This is a genomic window from Pseudomonas sp. B21-051 (genome assembly GCF_024748795.1).
In the GTDB taxonomy this organism is placed as follows: domain Bacteria; phylum Pseudomonadota; class Gammaproteobacteria; order Pseudomonadales; family Pseudomonadaceae; genus Aquipseudomonas; species Aquipseudomonas putida_A.
Genome location: NZ_CP087166.1, coordinates 3,633,033 through 3,647,588 on the forward strand (window position 1 = coordinate 3,633,033; position 14,556 = coordinate 3,647,588).

Genomic DNA, 14,556 nt, shown 5'->3' on the forward strand with positions numbered 1-14,556 from the left:
CGCCGTGAAAAAGTCTCTGTTGTTGATCCCGATGCTGGCCGTGTTGCTGCAAGGTTGTGGCATGACCATGACCCGCTATGAACCGAGCTTCGATAACGTTCAAAAGCTCAAGCAGACGCCGCCGCTGCAGGCGATCAGCAATCCTCAGGTAACTGCCGAGTCCGGTGAAGGTTCGCTGACAGTGCGGGCCAATCCGGTGCGCTCGCCGTCCGGCAGCATCCCGGCGCATATCCAGGACGCGATCACCGAAGAACTGCGCAAGGCCGGTCTGCTTGATCCGCAGGCTCAGCGTCAGTTGAAAGTGCTGGTGGTGAAGAACAATCTGTCGGCCGGCATGGGCACGGGCGAAGGCCAACTCGCTGCACGCTTCACGTTGCTTAATGGACAGAATGTGATCTACGACGCGACCAAGCATGTCACCAGCCAGTGGAGCAGCAGCTTCTTCGGTTTCATTGCGATTCCGAACGCGGTCAACGCCTATAACCCGATGCTGCGCGATCTGCTGAAGGAACTGTACAGCGATCCTCAGTTCATCCAGGCCCTGAAGTAAGGGCAAAAAAAGAGCCGCAATTGCGGCTCTTTTTTTGGCATCAGGCCCGCGGAGTGCGAGTCTCGAGCGCCGAGTATTTCAGGTTGTTGTTGTCGATCATCTGCTTGAGCAGCGCGTTGACCTGACGGGCGAAGGTGTCGTTGACCGCCGCCTTCGGGGTGTTGCCCATCAACGGAATGAACCAGATACCGATCCAGGTACCGACCGCATCATGGTTGCTCGCGGTGGTCAGCGCCTGACCCATTCCGTCCACGGCTTCGAGGCTCATGGTGTACTGATCGGTGCCGTATGCCGGAATCACCCCCAGGCTGAAACCACTGATGAAGCCCAGCACCATCGAACCGGCATTCGGCGGATGGTTGTACATTTTCAGACGCAGGCTGTAGTCACCCGGCTGCTTCTGGAACTCGTCCAGGGTGACGCGGCCGAACAGGCCCGAATCGGTCAGAATCTTTTGCAGCTCTGGCTTGAGCTGATCTCGCGCTTGCGGCACTTCTACGGCCGAAGCGCTTTTCGGCTCGCCCTGATAGAAGTCGAAGTCCACATAGACATTCGGTTTGTTCGCGTAGCTGGTCATCGATGGCAGCTTGACCGGCGCCACTTCGTCTTTGGTGAAACTGGCACAACCACCGAGCGCAAGCACCAGGCCCAGCGCCAGGATTTTCCCGAATTGCATGTTGTCTTCCCTATGTGAACCGAGCCAAATGATAGCAATGAGCCTCCATTGCGGAGGCGGGGCGGATTCTAGAGAGAGCGCTCGCTTGAGGAAAGGCCGCATCGGAAAATTTACACAAAAATATTCGCTCAGCCCTGCCGCAAATCGAGCAGTCAGCTGGCCTCACCGCTATATAGTTTTGTATATTTCGAAACCGAATTTGCCAGTATCCGCCCATGCCATTCATTCACACCGTGTTCCCATGAGCGCCATTCGCGTACGCAACGAGCAACTGATCCTCGCCGCCGCCAGCGAAGAGTTCGCCGCCAACGGCTTCGACGCCACCCAGACCCGCGACATCGCCGCCCGTGCCGGCGTGCCCAAGGCCAACCTGTATTACTACTTCCAGACCAAGGAAAACCTCTATTCCAAGGTCCTGCTGGGATTCGTCGAACCGCTGCTGGAAGCCTCGGCGGCGCTGCGCGAAAGCGACGATCCCATGATCGGCCTGCGCGCCTACGTCGCCGCGCGTATCCGCATCGCCCGTGAACACCCAGCCATCGCCAAGGTCTTCAGCGGTGAACTGCTGCTTGGCGGTCGCCAATTGCCGGACGAATGCCGCGACCTGCTGCACGCCGAAGCCCGACGCAACGTCGACTGCCTGCGCAGCTGGATCGACCGCGGCCTGCTGGCGCCGGTGGATCCGGAGCACCTGATGCTGTTCATCTGGTCGGCAACCCGCACCTACACCAATATTGGCTGGCAAATGGGCTGCATCACCGGACGCGAAGTGCCGCAGGATGAGGATTACGCGACGGCTGCCGAGACCATTACGCGGTTGGTGCTGGAGGGCGTCGTGGCCCCGCGGGTTGGGGCGATTCGTGGGGTTTTGTTTGCGACTTGAGGTGTGAGGGCTGCTACGCAGCCCGGCGCGAGCAAGCCCGCTCGCCACAGGGGATTTGGGATGGGAATGGGAATTTGGTCACCCCATCGACCATTGTGGGAGCCAGCCTGCTGGCGATTGGGTCCGCATAGCTGGCATTTTCATTGACAGGTTCGCCGCCATCGCTGGCAGCCCAGCTCCCACAGTGATCCATGTTGTTCATGGATTTTGCGATCCATGCCAAACCCTGTGGGAGCTGGCTTGCCAGCGATGAGGCCAGTAAGACCAACAGAGGAATTTTCGGGCCTCAGAAAGTGATTTCGGCTGCGGGTTTGACGTCGATGCGACCGGTAGCGCCGGTCAGGTGCGCCAGATCCTTGTTATGTTCGGCGATGATGTCTTCGGCGCTCATGTTGCCGTTGTCGAGGGTGGAATGGGCGTCTGCCACGAGCACGACGTCGTAACCCAACTGATGGGCCTGACGCACGGTGGCGTTGACGCAGTAGTCGGTCTGCAGGCCGCAAATTATCAGTCGTTCGAAGTCTTCGCTGGGCAGCAACTTGCCCAGCTCGGTCTGGTAGAAGGAATCCGGGGTGGTTTTGCGTACGCGCAGGTCTTGCGTGGCCGTCAGCAGGCCGGCGGCGAGTTGCCAGCCTTCGGCACTGTAGGCCAAAGGACTGTCCTTTTCTTCATGCTGAATCAGCACCACCGGCACGCCGGCCTCACGCGCACGCGTGCTGAGCTGGTTGATGGTGGCGATCACGCGGTGGATGTCGAAGCACTGATACTGACCCGAGCAAAGAGCCTGTTGGACGTCGATGATCAGCAATGCGCTAGACATGATGGGCCTTCCTTGATCGATCCTTGAGACAGGGGCGGAGCTGAGCCCCGCCGCCCTTTTTACGCTTCTCAGTAACCCAATGACAACCCGGTATTGCGCCGTGGATCGTTGGCCCCGTAGAAACGGTTTTTGCCCACCGGTTTACCGCCCAGCGACGGCGCGCCGACCAGGATCGCGGCGATGTGGTTGGCATCCTGCGGCCCGGCGAATTTGTGGCCCCAGCTCTCGAGGATCTTCTTCGTATCCGGACTGGCGGCGAAGTCTTCGAGGTTGGTTTCCTCTGGCATCCATTGCTGGTGGAAGCGTGGCGCGTCGACCGCTTCCTGCAGGCCCATGCCGTAGTCGATGACATTGAGCATGGTCAGCAAGGTCGCGGTGATGATGCGGCTGCCACCCGGGGTGCCGACCACCATCACCACTTTGCCGTCCTTGGTGACGATGGTCGGACTCATCGACGACAGCGGGGTTTTGCCCGGAGCGATGGCATTGGCCTCGCCCTGCACCAGACCGTACATGTTCGGCACGCCGACCTTGGAGGTGAAGTCGTCCATCTCGTCGTTGAGGATCACCCCGGTCTTGCTCGCCATCACCCCGGCGCCGAACCAGTCGTTGAGGGTGTAGGTCACCGACACTGCGTTGCCCCACTTGTCGACGATCGAATAGTGCGTGGTGTTGTTGCCTTCATGCGGCGCGACGCCGGGTTTCAGCTCGGCGGAGATCCCGGCCTTCTGCGGCTGGATCGCGTCGCGCAGCTTGGTGGCGTAGTTCTTGTCCAGCAGGTGCTCGATCGGGTTCTTCACGAAATCCGGGTCGCCCAGATAGCTGTTGCGGTCCACGTAGGCGTGGCGCATCGCTTCGATCTGGTAGTGCATGCCCTGGGCGGAATGGAAGCCAAGATCCTTCATCGGATAGCCTTCGAGGATGTTCATGATCTCGCAGATCACCACCCCGCCGGAGCTTGGCGGTGGCGCCGAAACCACATGGTAGCCACGGTAATCGCACTCCACCGGGGCCAGTTCGCGGGTCTTGTACTTGTCGAGGTCAGCCTGGGTGATGATGCCCTTGTTGGCCTGACTGGAAGTGACAATCGCGTCGGCCACCCAGCCCTTATAGAAGCCATCGGCGCCTTTTTCGGAAATCGTGCGCAGGGTTTTCGCCAGATCCTTCTGCACCAGTTTCTGCCCGACCTGCATCGGTTCGCCGTTGTGCAGGAAGATCGAACCGGAATCGCGCATGTCCTTCTTGAACACATCAGTGGCATAGTCCAGCAGATCGACGTCGCCCTGCTCCAGTTCGAAACCGTCCTCAGCCAGCTTGATCGCCGGAGCGATCATCTCCTTGCGCGGTTTGGTGCCGTACTTGCTCAGCGCCAGCTCCATGCCCGACACGGTGCCCGGCACCGCCACGGCGAGGTGACCACGAGTGCTCAGATCCGGAACGACGTTGCCGTCCTTGTCCAGGTACATGTTGGCGGTCGCCGCCAGCGGGGCTTTTTCGCGGAAGTCGAGGAAGGTCTTGCGCCCGTCCGCCAGTTGAATGGTCATGAAACCGCCACCACCGAGGTTGCCGGCCGCGGGATACACCACCGCCAGCGCATAGCCCACGGCGACCGCTGCATCCACCGCATTGCCGCCGTTTTTCAACACATCGACGCCAACATGTGAGGCCAGGTGTTGGGCGGTGACCACCATGCCGTTTTCGGCGGCAACCGGTGCCACCGAAGCGGCGTGGGCCATCAGGCAGCTCAGTGCCAGTGAAGTCGCGATCAGCGTTTTGGCCAAAGGTTCGTACTTCATGAGTCGATCTCTTTTTTGTTTTCGGGTTCTGTGCAGAGCAGAAGGGAACGCTGCAAAAGCACCAAGCAGTATGGTCGCTATTGCGATTTGCGCCTCCCCGATCAGGCAGTATGCTGGTTGCCGTTGCCGCGCCGACCCGGAGTTTTGCCCATGCCCTACACGTTCATCACCCTGCCCTCACCGGTCGGCGAATTGAAGCTGGTTGCGAACGGCTCGCGACTGGCGGCCATCCTCTGGGAAAACGACAAACCGGGCCGGGTGCGCCTCGGTCCGATGAGCGAAGCGCCGGACAATCCGCTGCTGCAGCGAACCGCACAGCAGCTCGAAGAATATTTTGCCGGCGGCCGTGATCGCTTCGAACTGGAGCTGGATTTTGTCGGCACCGATTTTCAGAAAAAGGTCTGGGCGGCGTTGCTGACCATTCCGTTTGGCGAAACCCGCACTTACAGCCAGATCGCCGAGCAGATCGGTAATCCGACAGCCGTGCGCGCGGTGGGAGCGGCGAATGGGCGCAATCCGATTTCGATTGTGGCGCCGTGTCATCGGGTGATTGGCGCGTCAGGGAAGCTGACCGGGTTTGCGGGCGGGCTTGAGGCCAAAGAGCGATTGCTGGTGCTGGAGGGGGGTGACTGGTCTGATGTCGGTAGAACAGGCGACCTGTTTTAACCCTGCAAATGCCATTGTGTGGCGAGGGAGCTTGCTCCCGCTCCAGTGCGTAGCACTGGCAAAAACCTGGGGGCCGCTGCGCAGCCCAGCGGGAGCAAGCTCCCTCGCCACAATGGATTGGCGCTGAATCAGGTGTTGAACAGGTTATTCATTGCTGCGTACTGCAACAGCATGATGGTCTTGGCATCGCAGATCTCTCCACGCTGGAATGCAGCCAGTGCTTCATCGAAGCCCCATTCGAGCACTTCCAGTTCTTCGGTTTCTTCTTCCAGGCCACCGCCCTCACTGACCTTCGACTTTGCGTCGTACTCGGCAATGAAGAAGTGCAGTTTCTCGGTCACCGAACCGGGGCTCATGTAAGCCTCGAATACCTTCTTCACGTCATGCACGCGGTAGCCGGTTTCTTCTTCGGCCTCGTCGCGAATCCGCTGTTCCGGCGCCGCGCCTTCCAGCAGCCCCGCCGCTACTTCGATCAGCAATCCATCGTGACCGTTGACGAACACCGGCAGGCGGAATTGGCGGGTCAGCACCACCGTGCGCTGTGAGCGGTTGAACAACAGGATCGCCGCACCATTGCCACGGTCGTAGACTTCGCGGGTCTGCCGCTGCCAGTCGCCGTTGTTGCGCAGGTAGTCAAAGGTGATCTTCTTCAACAGGTACCAGTCGTGGGACAACACCTCAGTGTCGACAATGTTGACCCGCTCGGCTGTCTTGGTCATGAAGCCTGATCCTTGTGTCATCGGAAAACGCCCATAGTCGATTAATCGTGCCCACAAAAAAAGCCCGGCAGCGCTACCGGGCTTCTTTATTTGCGATTAACGGGCGATGCGCGACAACGCATCATCCGTTTCCTGCACCGCTGTTCGGGTGCCGTGAACCAGCGGCCCATAACGCCGACTGAACTCCCAGTTGTACGGCACGCGATCCTTGCTGACGCCGTTGTCCCAGTTCACCGACCAGGTCATCAGGCCTTTGATCGGCAGCCCTTTGATCGCCAGACGCTTGAGCGCATTGCCCACCGCGGTGCTGTCGATCACATAACCGGTGGCGGCTGCATCGACGTTGGCCGGCAGGCCGATGACGAATTTGTCCGCCGGGATTTTGGTGAAGCCCCGGGTCCCGGTCACCAGACTTTCGGTCAGGTAATAGAGGAAGTCCTCTTTCAGCGCATCGTTGTTCTGCGCGATCCACGCACCATTGCCATTATTGGCTTCCGGCACCCAGACCCCGTCGCCGCCCTGGTTGTAGAACTGCGGCGCAATGAAGTCGTAATAGCCTTCCAGTGCCTGCAGGTATCCGACGTATTTGCCGTTGGTGGTCAGGTACGGAAACTCCGGGGCCATGCTGATGATGAAGTGCTTGCCCTGGCCTGCGTAGTGATCCTTGACCAGTTTCAGCGCGGCCGGCAGCACGGTCTTGTTGGCAGCGAAATCAATCGCGCTCTGTTCAAGATCGATGTCCAGCCCATCGAAGCCGTAGACTTCCACCAGACGGATAATTTCATTGGCCAGCGGTTGTTCCTGCCCGCTGCGCAACTCGATGTGCGCATCGGCGCCCCCCAGGGACAGCAACACCGCCCGGCCCTGGCTGTTGAGCACGCCGACCTGACGTCGAAACTCTGCATCGGAAACGTTGTAGGGCTTGAAAGTCGGAATTCCGCTGCCCTTCATGAACGCCACCGCGACCACGTTGTACTCCTTGGGTACCGCTTCCAGCGCGATCTCGGCGAAGCGACCCTGACGGTAGCCGTCACTCGGACCCGCCGGCCAGTTGTGCCAGAAGCCCATGAGTATTTTCTTGCCGGCGATGCTCGGCATCAGCGAGGCCGCGTCGGCCGCCTGGTTTTGCACTAGCGTGAAGTCGATATTTGACATGTTCTAATCCTTCAGAACCTGAGGGTTGAGCGAAACGCCGTTATTTGAAGTCGACGTCGAACGCCTGATAGAACGCGTTGCCGGTGTTGGCAACGATCCACATCAACACGATGACGTGACGGCCCTTTTTGTTGGCCGGCAATTTCACCGAATGATTGACCTTGGCCTTCAATTCCCCCGGATAGCTGTAATACGGCACCTGAGTGTAGAAGTCTTCGGCGAAAGGCTGCGCTTCGAGCTGCGCACGGGAAATACGTTGCTTCGGATCCCAGCCATCCTTGGTGATCAGCCAGCGGTAGCCGCGGGTGGTGTGTGGCGCGGTGTATTCCCACTTCACTTCCAGCGTCTGACCCGGGGTGACACTGAGCAGTGGCCAGTTGAATGGACGGTTGAGCTTTTTGCTCATTTCCTCGTCGGTGAAGTTCACGCAGTCACGGGCATCGGTCTTGCCACCGCTGAGAATGTAGCCGTCGGCTGGCGGCGTGACACTGTCAGAGTCGGTCTGATATGGCGCCGGGAAGGCGCCCGCCGTCAAAGCGGGGAAGTTCTTGCCGCCTTCCATTTCGTTGACCTGCCAGGCACCGAGCAATCCTTGCTCGATGGCTACCGCACCGCGGCTGGCTGGGGAGGTGACGCGACCGTGTCGCAGTTGGGTTTGAGCTTGTGGTTGGTTCATGTTTTTCACTCCGTTGATTTAAGAACTCTCCTGTCCGAGGAGAGGCCTTCAAGCTAACGGAGGTGGTTTTTTTGTCCATCGGCGGTTTTGTCGCAGGCAATCGGCGTCTCGAGTTGAAAACGCCGAAAATACTGGATGCATATACAGCCTATTGCGACAACGCCCACCTGACGCATGGCTAAAGGCCTACACGCCGGCACAGCAAAAACCTGCAATCACCCCTCACTCCAGTTGTGCCTGGTACTCCTTTTCGTACTGACCGGCGAGCTGTTCCTTTTGCTTGTCGTCGAGCAACTTGCCGGCCATCTGGAAGAACTTCTGCTCTTCTTCCTTGAGATGGTGATGGACCTTGTCCGAGAGCTTCTTCGCCGTTGCCAGCCACGCCGGGCTGGACATCTCGGTTTCGTCCAGTTCTTCCATCATCTCGTCCATTTCATGGTGCTCGGAGATGGCATGGCGACTGAGGTCGACACCATTGTCGAACTCCATCAGCGGGATGTAGAAGTGGCGCTCTTCAGCGGTTTCGTGGGCCTGCAGCTCGGCTTTCAGCTGTTTGTAGGCCTCAACCCGCTCCGGGGTGTCGCCGCTGGTTTCAACCAGGGCTTTGGCGTAATTGCGCTGGCGGTCGTGGCTTTCGCGAAGGGCTTCGAAAATATTCATGGGGGATCCTCATCAACCGCGTTCGGAATGACGCTGTAAAAGCTAGACCCCGGCGCGACAGCGGCGGTTCCGAAGGGATGAGGAAGGACTTGGAAGACGCTCCCCGCGCAGGATAGGCTGGCGGTTCATCTCACAAGGAAGTTGCACATGACGTTGCGAATCGAGCTGTCGCAGAACCCTACGGAAGAACAGCGCAAAGCCATTCTCGAGCCTTTGATTGCGTATAACGACGCCCGGACCGGTGGTTCCACATCTGAACCTTTCGCCCTGCTGGTACGCGATGAACACGACGCGATTCTCGGCGGTTTGTACGGCCGGGTGATCTTCCAGTGGATGTACATCGAGTTGCTGTGCGTCCCGGAACAGGGTCGCGGGCAACGCATCGGCTCGGAACTGATGGCCATGGCGGAAAATCTGGCCAAGGAGAAGAACTGCCTGGGCATCTGGCTGGACACCTTCGATTTTCAGGCGCCAGCGTTCTACAAGAAGCTGGGATTCAGCCAGTTTGGCGAGATCGTTGATTACCCGCCGGGGCATAGCCGGCATTATTTCCAGAAGCGCTTGAAGGGTTGAACCTCAAGGGCCCTTCGCGCGCAGGCTCGCTCCCACAATGGAATGCATATCAAAAGTGGGAGCGAGCCTGCTCGCGAAGACGGCAGCCGCCTCAACGCATGATCAGAGACAGGTCGCCAACGCCGCCAATCGGCGCTTGGCGACAAAATCATCCTTCTGCGCGTAGTAGTTGAGCACGGTTCCCGAAGCATCGCTGGTCACGTCGACAAACGACTCTGCGGAACGGGTGTACACCGTCGAGCCGCCCTTCTTGCCCGGTTGCAGATACGCGCCGGCGTCCACGCCAAACACTGCTTCGTCCTGCCAGCCGAACTGTACGCACTGAGCGACAACTTTCTCCGGCTTGTCCGAGGTCAGAACCTTGTACGGGGCTTTGGTGCGAGAATCGTCCATCACCGAACCCGCGCAGCCAGCCAACACCGTCGCGGCCAGCACTACCATCAGAATTCGCATTGCATTCGCTCATTCAGAAAAAAGCGGACTGTATCACCGCAACAGGCAAAATCGTTCTGCTTTACTGCATTTATAGCGCGACATGCGGCAGCCGCTCCGGCACCCTAGGGTCATCAGCCTCACAAGGAACACACATGGCGCCCACCGACCAGCGACATGAACAAGCCCTGAAACTGTTTCTCGACGCGCGCCCCGAACTGCGCGAATCCCTCGATCATCTCAATCCTCTGCTGGCCCAGGCCAAAGGCGAAACCCCGGCGCAGTATCGTGAAGAACGCCTGCACGAAGCCTTCGAGGCCGAGGCGGAAAATCAGGGGCTGTTCGCCTGGGAGTTGACCTTGCTGCTGACGGCGGCAACGCCCGAGGACTATCAGGCCCAGCGCATGGAGGTGCATCGCGAGGTAGCGGAAATGGCCCACATGAGCTGGAAGGATTACTGCGATCTGTATGGGCTGGAACCGTAAACGCCGCTGAAGGATATCGTCGCCGATGCTGCCGTCCACTTCGACTCACCGCGCCACCTCCGGGCATCTGCACCGGCAGAAATGGCGTGGCCGCATCGGTCTGGCGCTGGTGGCCAGCCTGTCAGTGCTGGCGGGCATGACCGACGCGATCGGCTTCATGGCCAGCGGCGATTTCGTTTCGTTCATGAGCGGCAACACCACGCGGCTGGCAGTGGCGATCAGTGACGGCGACCTCGGACTGACCTTGCGCCTGATCATCCTCGTCGTCACCTTCGTGATCGGTAATGCCTTGGGGATCGTGATCGGGCGCCTCGGCGGCCGACGCACGCTGCCCTTGTTGCTGTGCATCGCCACTCTGCTCTGCCTGGCGGCGGCCTGGCCGTATGACACGCAACTGCCGGCGCTGCTGGCGGCGATCATCGCGATGGGCATGCTCAACGCGGCGGTCGAGGAAGTGAACGGTCTGCCGGTGGGCCTGACTTACGTGACCGGAGCGCTGTCGCGGTTCGGCCGTGGACTGGGGCGCTGGATGCTCGGCGAACGCCGTAACGGCTGGCGGGTGCAACTGGTGCCGTGGAGCGGGATGTTCATTGGCGCGATTCTCGGCGCGGTGCTGGAACAGCATTTCGGGCTTCGCGCATTGTTCGCCAGCGGCTTGCTGGCGGCGGCGCTGGGCGTGCTGTCCTTGAGCATTCCGCGGCGCTGGCAACTCGGCTATATGCCCCGTTGATCGAAACCTCAGTCAAATCCCCTGTAGGAGCTGTCGAGTGAAACGAGGCTGCGATCTCTTGATCTTGCTTGTAAAGATCAAGAGATCGCAGCGTGCCGCAGCTCCTACATGGATTCGCAGCATGACCGATAGCAGCAGAAATCGGTGTGTGCAACTTGGGTTTCGCGGCAGCCTCGATAAAGCTTTATCATGGCCGCAGTTTTGCTGATCGAGTTCGTCATGAAGTTCGCCATCGCGCTGTTTTCCGCCGCCCATGCGCCCTCCTCGCGCCGTGCCCTGCTGTTTGCGCAGGCTGCGCTGGCCGGCGGGCATGAGATTGTCCGGCTGTTTTTTTATCAGGACGGCGTCTACAACGCCTCCGACGCGGTGGTCACCCCGCAGGACGAGCTGGACCTGCCCAAACAGTGGCGCGCGTTCATCAGCGAACAGCAACTGGACGGTGTGGTGTGTATCGCCGCCGCTCTGCGCCGTGGCGTGCTGAATGACGAAGAAGCCAAACGCTACCAGCGTGATGCCGTCGCGGTCAGCGCGCCGTGGGAATTGTCCGGCCTCGGCCAGTTGCACGACGCGGTGCAGGACGCCGATCGACTGATCTGTTTCGGAGGTGCGTGAGATGGCCAAATCCCTGTTGATCATCAGCCGCCAGTCGCCATGGTCCGGCCCCGGCGCCCGCGAAGCGCTGGACATCGTCCTGGCCGGCGGCGCGTTCGATCTGCCGATCGGCCTGCTGTTTCTCGACGATGGCGTGTTGCAACTGGCCGCCGGGCAGAACGCCAAGGCCCTGCAACAGAAAGATCTCAGCGCCAATCTGCAGGCGCTGCCGATGTTCGGTGTAGAAGAACTGTTCTACTGCACCGACAGCGCCAGCGCCCGTGGCCTGAGCACGCTGTCGCTGGACGAAGCACAGCCGCTCGGCGCCAGCGAAATCACCGCCCTTATTGACCGTTACGACCAGGTGATCACCCTCTGATGTCGACTTTGCATGTGTTGTCTCATTCCCCCTTCGGCGATGATCGCCTGAGCAGTTGCCTGCGCGTGATTGGCGCTGCCGACGCCTTGCTGCTATCCGGCGATGCCGTTTACGCGCTGCAATCTGGCACCGCGCAGTTCAACACGTTGAACGAGCGCCGGGTCAAGCTGTTCGCCCTCGCCGAAGACCTGCAGGCCCGTGCCATCGTTGCTCCCGACTGGGCCGAGGCCATCGACTATCCGGCGTTCGTCGAACTGTCGATCCACCACGACAAGGTCAACAGTTGGCTATGAACTCGATGACTGTCGGCGCCCGCGCCATCGAACTGGACAAGGACGGCTTTCTGGTCGACCTCGACGACTGGTCCCATGACGTTGCCGGCGCCCTCGCCGCCGCTGAAGACATCGAACTGACTCCCGAACACTGGGAAGTCCTCGAACTGCTGCGCAGCTTCTATGCAGAATTCCAGCTGTCGCCGGCTACTCGCCCGCTGATCAAGTACACCGCACTCAAACTCGGCCCGGACAAAGGCAACAGCCTGCACCTGAACCGACTGTTCAAAGGCACCCCTGCCAAACTCGCCGCGAAACTGGCGGGCCTGCCCAAACCGACGAATTGCTTATGACCGACTTTCCAGCGCTGACCCTCGAAACGCCCGCCGAGCACCCGTTCGCACAATTCGTGCGGATCCTCGGCAAAGGCAAACGCGGCGCCCGCGACCTGACCCGTGAAGAAGCGCGGGAAGCCATGGGCATGGTGCTCGATGACAAAGTCGAAGACACCCAACTCGGGGCCTTTCTGATGCTGCTGCGGCACAAGGAAGAAAGCGCCGAGGAAATGGCCGGCTTCACCGAAGCCTTGCGCGAGCGCTTGCAGGCACCGGTGCTGAACGTCGATCTGGACTGGCCGACCTACGCCGGCAAGAAACGCCATCTGCCGTGGTACCTGCTGTCGGCCAAGTGCCTGGCGCAAAACGGCGTGCGGATTTTCATGCACGGCGGCGGCGCGCATACCGCCGGACGCCTGTACACCGAACAATTGCTTGGCGAGCTGAACATCCCGCTGTGCCGAACCTGGCAGCAGGTCGGCAGCGCGCTGGACCAAGGCGGTCTGGCGTTCATGCCGCTGATCGACTGGGCGCCGCAGTTGCAGAAGATGATCGACCTGCGCAACACCATGGGCCTGCGCTCGCCGATTCACTCGCTGGCACGCATCCTCAATCCACTGCGCGCCCGTTGTGGTCTGCAAAGTATTTTCCACCCGGGCTATCAAGCGGTGCATCGCGAGGCCAGCGGTTTGCTCGGCGACACGGCGATCGTGGTCAAGGGCGACGGCGGCGAGATCGAGATCAACCCGGATGCCGACAGCCATCTCTATGGCACACGCGGTGGGGAGAGCTGGGACGAGGAATGGCCGCAACTGTCCAGTCAGCGCCACGTCAAACCGGCCTCGCTGGACGTCGAACATCTCAAGGCTGTGTGGCGCGGCGAGGTGGCCGACAGCTATCCGCAAATGGCCCTGATCTCGACCATGGCCTTGGCCCTGCGTGGCCTCGGGCAAAGCCGCGAGCAAGCGTTCGCAACCGCCGAGCAATACTGGGCGGCGCGCGACAAATCGATTTAACCGATCATAGGCGCCCGATCTTTGCGCTTTTTGTTCGAACTCATCGGAATAGACTCGGCTCCAACGCTTATTGGAATCAGGAGTCTTGATCATGGGTTTACTCGTCGATGGCCACTGGCAGGACAAGTGGTACGAAAGCAGCAAAGACGGCGCGTTCCAGCGCGAACAGGCGCAACGGCGCAATTGGGTCACCACTGACGGCCAGCCCGGGCCGAGCGGTGAAGGCGGTTTCGCCGCCGAAGCCGGGCGCTATCACCTGTATGTGTCCCTCGCCTGCCCGTGGGCACACCGCACGCTGATCCTGCGCAAGCTCAAAGGCCTGGAAAACCTGATCGACGTGTCCGTGGTCAGCTGGCTGATGCTGGAAAACGGCTGGACCTTCGACAAGGCGCTTGGCTCGACCGGCGACAAGCTCGACCACTTCGACTTCATGCACCAGCGCTACACCGCCGACACGCCGGACTACACCGGCCGCGTCACTGTGCCGGTACTCTGGGACAAAAAGCTCAAGCGCATCGTCAGCAATGAATCGGCGGAAATCATCCGTATGTTCAACAGCGCCTTCGATGGCCTGACCGGTAACGAACTGGACTTCTACCCAGCGCCATTACACGGCGAGATCGATGCACTGAACGAACGGATCTATCCGGCGGTGAACAACGGCGTGTATCGCGCCGGGTTCGCCACCTCGCAACACGCCTATGAAGAGGCGTTCGATGAAGTGTTTGCCGAGCTGGATCATCTGGAGCGAGTACTGGGCGCCAACCGCTATCTGACGGGCGAATACCTGACTGAAGCAGACGTGCGTTTGTTCACCACGCTGATTCGTTTCGATGCGGTGTACCACGGGCACTTCAAGTGTAATTTGCGGAGAATTGCCGATTATCCGAACCTGTCGAACTGGCTGCGTGAGTTGTATCAGTGGCCGGGGATTGGCGAGACGGTGGATTTTCAGCACATCAAGCATCACTACTACGGTAGCCACAAGACCATTAATCCGACGGGGATTGTACCGAAGGGGCCGGCGCAAGATTTCAGTGTGGCGCATGATCGGGCACGGCTGAACGGCAAAGGGGTTTGGTTGAAGGGCTAACAGCAAAAGCAAAAGCAAAAGCAAAAGCAAAAGCAAAAGATCGCAGCCT

At 60.0% G+C, this 14,556-nt stretch carries 19 protein-coding genes and 1 pseudogene; 12 read left to right on the forward strand and 8 right to left on the reverse strand.

Annotated elements, in window-relative coordinates:
- Positions 1-4 precede the first annotated feature (4 nt).
- Positions 5-550 (forward strand): hypothetical protein, encoded by a 546-nt coding sequence (locus LOY52_RS16085; protein WP_258675004.1) that lies wholly within the window; start codon positions 5-7, stop codon positions 548-550.
- Positions 551-590: 40 nt separating this feature from the next.
- On the opposite strand, the gene LOY52_RS16090 is transcribed toward LOY52_RS16085, so the two are convergent.
- Entirely contained in the window at positions 591-1,226 is a 636-nt protein-coding gene (locus LOY52_RS16090; RefSeq protein ID WP_258675006.1) for a hypothetical protein, read from the reverse strand.
- Positions 1,227-1,467: 241 nt separating this feature from the next.
- Between LOY52_RS16090 and LOY52_RS16095 the strand changes: the two genes are divergently transcribed.
- Positions 1,468-2,109 (forward strand): TetR/AcrR family transcriptional regulator, encoded by a 642-nt coding sequence (locus LOY52_RS16095; RefSeq protein WP_258675007.1) that lies wholly within the window; start codon positions 1,468-1,470, stop codon positions 2,107-2,109.
- 286 nt (positions 2,110-2,395) lie between these two features.
- On the opposite strand, the gene LOY52_RS16100 is transcribed toward LOY52_RS16095, so the two are convergent.
- On the reverse strand, positions 2,396-2,929 hold the full coding sequence (locus LOY52_RS16100; RefSeq protein WP_258675009.1) for a cysteine hydrolase family protein: 534 nt from the start codon (positions 2,927-2,929) through the stop codon (positions 2,396-2,398).
- A 68-nt stretch (positions 2,930-2,997) separates the two neighbouring features.
- Positions 2,998-4,725, reverse strand: coding sequence for a gamma-glutamyltransferase (gene ggt, locus LOY52_RS16105; RefSeq protein ID WP_258675010.1), 1,728 nt, complete (start codon positions 4,723-4,725; stop codon positions 2,998-3,000).
- Between the two features lie 150 nt (positions 4,726-4,875).
- Between ggt and LOY52_RS16110 the strand changes: the two genes are divergently transcribed.
- Positions 4,876-5,391, forward strand: coding sequence for a methylated-DNA--[protein]-cysteine S-methyltransferase (locus tag LOY52_RS16110; protein ID WP_258675011.1), 516 nt, complete (start codon positions 4,876-4,878; stop codon positions 5,389-5,391).
- Between the two features lie 128 nt (positions 5,392-5,519).
- Here LOY52_RS16110 and LOY52_RS16115 read toward each other — a convergent pair whose 3' ends face one another.
- The 4 genes and pseudogenes from LOY52_RS16115 to LOY52_RS16130 form a co-directional block, all read right to left on the reverse strand.
- Positions 5,520-6,110: an NUDIX domain-containing protein gene (locus LOY52_RS16115; protein ID WP_258675012.1), complete on the reverse strand. Its 591-nt coding sequence runs from the start codon at positions 6,108-6,110 to the stop codon at positions 5,520-5,522.
- Between the two features lie 153 nt (positions 6,111-6,263).
- Positions 6,264-7,265: pseudogene (locus tag LOY52_RS16120) on the reverse strand (chitinase); the annotation flags it as partial.
- 40 nt (positions 7,266-7,305) lie between these two features.
- A complete protein-coding gene (locus LOY52_RS16125) occupies positions 7,306-7,941 on the reverse strand; it encodes a lytic polysaccharide monooxygenase auxiliary activity family 9 protein (RefSeq protein WP_258675013.1) in 636 nt (211 codons plus the stop codon).
- Between the two features lie 222 nt (positions 7,942-8,163).
- On the reverse strand, positions 8,164-8,601 hold the full coding sequence (locus tag LOY52_RS16130) for a hemerythrin domain-containing protein (RefSeq protein WP_041074240.1): 438 nt from the start codon (positions 8,599-8,601) through the stop codon (positions 8,164-8,166).
- Positions 8,602-8,748: 147 nt separating this feature from the next.
- Between LOY52_RS16130 and LOY52_RS16135 the strand changes: the two genes are divergently transcribed.
- Positions 8,749-9,174 carry an N-acetyltransferase gene (locus tag LOY52_RS16135; RefSeq protein WP_115990172.1) on the forward strand — a complete coding sequence of 142 codons (426 nt, stop codon included), beginning with the start codon at positions 8,749-8,751 and terminating at the stop codon, positions 9,172-9,174.
- Between the two features lie 102 nt (positions 9,175-9,276).
- Here the strand turns inward: LOY52_RS16135 and LOY52_RS16140 are convergent, their stop codons facing one another.
- Entirely contained in the window at positions 9,277-9,627 is a 351-nt protein-coding gene (locus LOY52_RS16140) for a hypothetical protein (RefSeq protein ID WP_258675014.1), read from the reverse strand.
- 134 nt (positions 9,628-9,761) lie between these two features.
- On the opposite strand from LOY52_RS16140, the gene LOY52_RS16145 reads away from it, so the two are divergent.
- From LOY52_RS16145 to LOY52_RS16180, 8 genes are all read left to right on the forward strand, one after another.
- Positions 9,762-10,091: a DUF6388 family protein gene (locus LOY52_RS16145; RefSeq protein ID WP_258675016.1), complete on the forward strand. Its 330-nt coding sequence runs from the start codon at positions 9,762-9,764 to the stop codon at positions 10,089-10,091.
- Between the two features lie 25 nt (positions 10,092-10,116).
- Entirely contained in the window at positions 10,117-10,821 is a 705-nt protein-coding gene (locus tag LOY52_RS16150) for a YoaK family protein (RefSeq protein ID WP_258675018.1), read from the forward strand.
- Positions 10,822-11,040: 219 nt separating this feature from the next.
- The gene (gene tusD, locus LOY52_RS16155) at positions 11,041-11,433 is read left to right on the forward strand and encodes a sulfurtransferase complex subunit TusD (protein WP_027614682.1); all 393 of its coding nucleotides are present in this window, start codon (positions 11,041-11,043) and stop codon (positions 11,431-11,433) included.
- 1 nt (position 11,434) lies between these two features.
- Positions 11,435-11,791: a sulfurtransferase complex subunit TusC gene (tusC, locus tag LOY52_RS16160; RefSeq protein ID WP_047295096.1), complete on the forward strand. Its 357-nt coding sequence runs from the start codon at positions 11,435-11,437 to the stop codon at positions 11,789-11,791.
- The gene (gene tusB, locus LOY52_RS16165; RefSeq protein ID WP_258675019.1) at positions 11,791-12,084 is read left to right on the forward strand and encodes a sulfurtransferase complex subunit TusB; all 294 of its coding nucleotides are present in this window, start codon (positions 11,791-11,793) and stop codon (positions 12,082-12,084) included. Before tusC ends, tusB begins: the two co-directional genes overlap by 1 nt.
- On the forward strand, positions 12,081-12,416 hold the full coding sequence (locus LOY52_RS16170) for a TusE/DsrC/DsvC family sulfur relay protein (protein WP_258675020.1): 336 nt from the start codon (positions 12,081-12,083) through the stop codon (positions 12,414-12,416). Before tusB ends, LOY52_RS16170 begins: the two co-directional genes overlap by 4 nt.
- The gene (locus LOY52_RS16175; protein WP_258675021.1) at positions 12,413-13,414 is read left to right on the forward strand and encodes a glycosyl transferase family protein; all 1,002 of its coding nucleotides are present in this window, start codon (positions 12,413-12,415) and stop codon (positions 13,412-13,414) included. Before LOY52_RS16170 ends, LOY52_RS16175 begins: the two co-directional genes overlap by 4 nt.
- 91 nt (positions 13,415-13,505) lie before the next feature.
- On the forward strand, positions 13,506-14,507 hold the full coding sequence (locus tag LOY52_RS16180; RefSeq protein ID WP_258675022.1) for a glutathione S-transferase family protein: 1,002 nt from the start codon (positions 13,506-13,508) through the stop codon (positions 14,505-14,507).
- The last annotated feature ends 49 nt before the right edge of the window (positions 14,508-14,556 follow it).

What these genes read in the sequence shown, in the direction of transcription:
- LOY52_RS16090 (WP_258675006.1), bottom strand. Translation starts at nt 1,226, where the DNA reads ATGCAATTCGGGAAAATCCTGGCGCTGGGCCTGGTGCTTGCGCTCGGT.
- LOY52_RS16095 (WP_258675007.1), top strand. Translation starts at nt 1,468, where the DNA reads ATGAGCGCCATTCGCGTACGCAACGAGCAACTGATCCTCGCCGCCGCC.
- LOY52_RS16100 (WP_258675009.1), bottom strand. Translation starts at nt 2,929, where the DNA reads ATGTCTAGCGCATTGCTGATCATCGACGTCCAACAGGCTCTTTGCTCG.
- ggt (WP_258675010.1), bottom strand. Translation starts at nt 4,725, where the DNA reads ATGAAGTACGAACCTTTGGCCAAAACGCTGATCGCGACTTCACTGGCA.
- LOY52_RS16110 (WP_258675011.1), top strand. Translation starts at nt 4,876, where the DNA reads ATGCCCTACACGTTCATCACCCTGCCCTCACCGGTCGGCGAATTGAAG.
- LOY52_RS16115 (WP_258675012.1), bottom strand. Translation starts at nt 6,110, where the DNA reads ATGACCAAGACAGCCGAGCGGGTCAACATTGTCGACACTGAGGTGTTG.
- LOY52_RS16125 (WP_258675013.1), bottom strand. Translation starts at nt 7,941, where the DNA reads ATGAACCAACCACAAGCTCAAACCCAACTGCGACACGGTCGCGTCACC.
- LOY52_RS16130 (WP_041074240.1), bottom strand. Translation starts at nt 8,601, where the DNA reads ATGAATATTTTCGAAGCCCTTCGCGAAAGCCACGACCGCCAGCGCAAT.
- LOY52_RS16135 (WP_115990172.1), top strand. Translation starts at nt 8,749, where the DNA reads ATGACGTTGCGAATCGAGCTGTCGCAGAACCCTACGGAAGAACAGCGC.
- LOY52_RS16140 (WP_258675014.1), bottom strand. Translation starts at nt 9,627, where the DNA reads ATGCGAATTCTGATGGTAGTGCTGGCCGCGACGGTGTTGGCTGGCTGC.
- LOY52_RS16145 (WP_258675016.1), top strand. Translation starts at nt 9,762, where the DNA reads ATGGCGCCCACCGACCAGCGACATGAACAAGCCCTGAAACTGTTTCTC.
- LOY52_RS16150 (WP_258675018.1), top strand. Translation starts at nt 10,117, where the DNA reads ATGCTGCCGTCCACTTCGACTCACCGCGCCACCTCCGGGCATCTGCAC.
- tusD (WP_027614682.1), top strand. Translation starts at nt 11,041, where the DNA reads ATGAAGTTCGCCATCGCGCTGTTTTCCGCCGCCCATGCGCCCTCCTCG.
- tusC (WP_047295096.1), top strand. Translation starts at nt 11,435, where the DNA reads ATGGCCAAATCCCTGTTGATCATCAGCCGCCAGTCGCCATGGTCCGGC.
- tusB (WP_258675019.1), top strand. Translation starts at nt 11,791, where the DNA reads ATGTCGACTTTGCATGTGTTGTCTCATTCCCCCTTCGGCGATGATCGC.
- LOY52_RS16170 (WP_258675020.1), top strand. Translation starts at nt 12,081, where the DNA reads ATGAACTCGATGACTGTCGGCGCCCGCGCCATCGAACTGGACAAGGAC.
- LOY52_RS16175 (WP_258675021.1), top strand. Translation starts at nt 12,413, where the DNA reads ATGACCGACTTTCCAGCGCTGACCCTCGAAACGCCCGCCGAGCACCCG.
- LOY52_RS16180 (WP_258675022.1), top strand. Translation starts at nt 13,506, where the DNA reads ATGGGTTTACTCGTCGATGGCCACTGGCAGGACAAGTGGTACGAAAGC.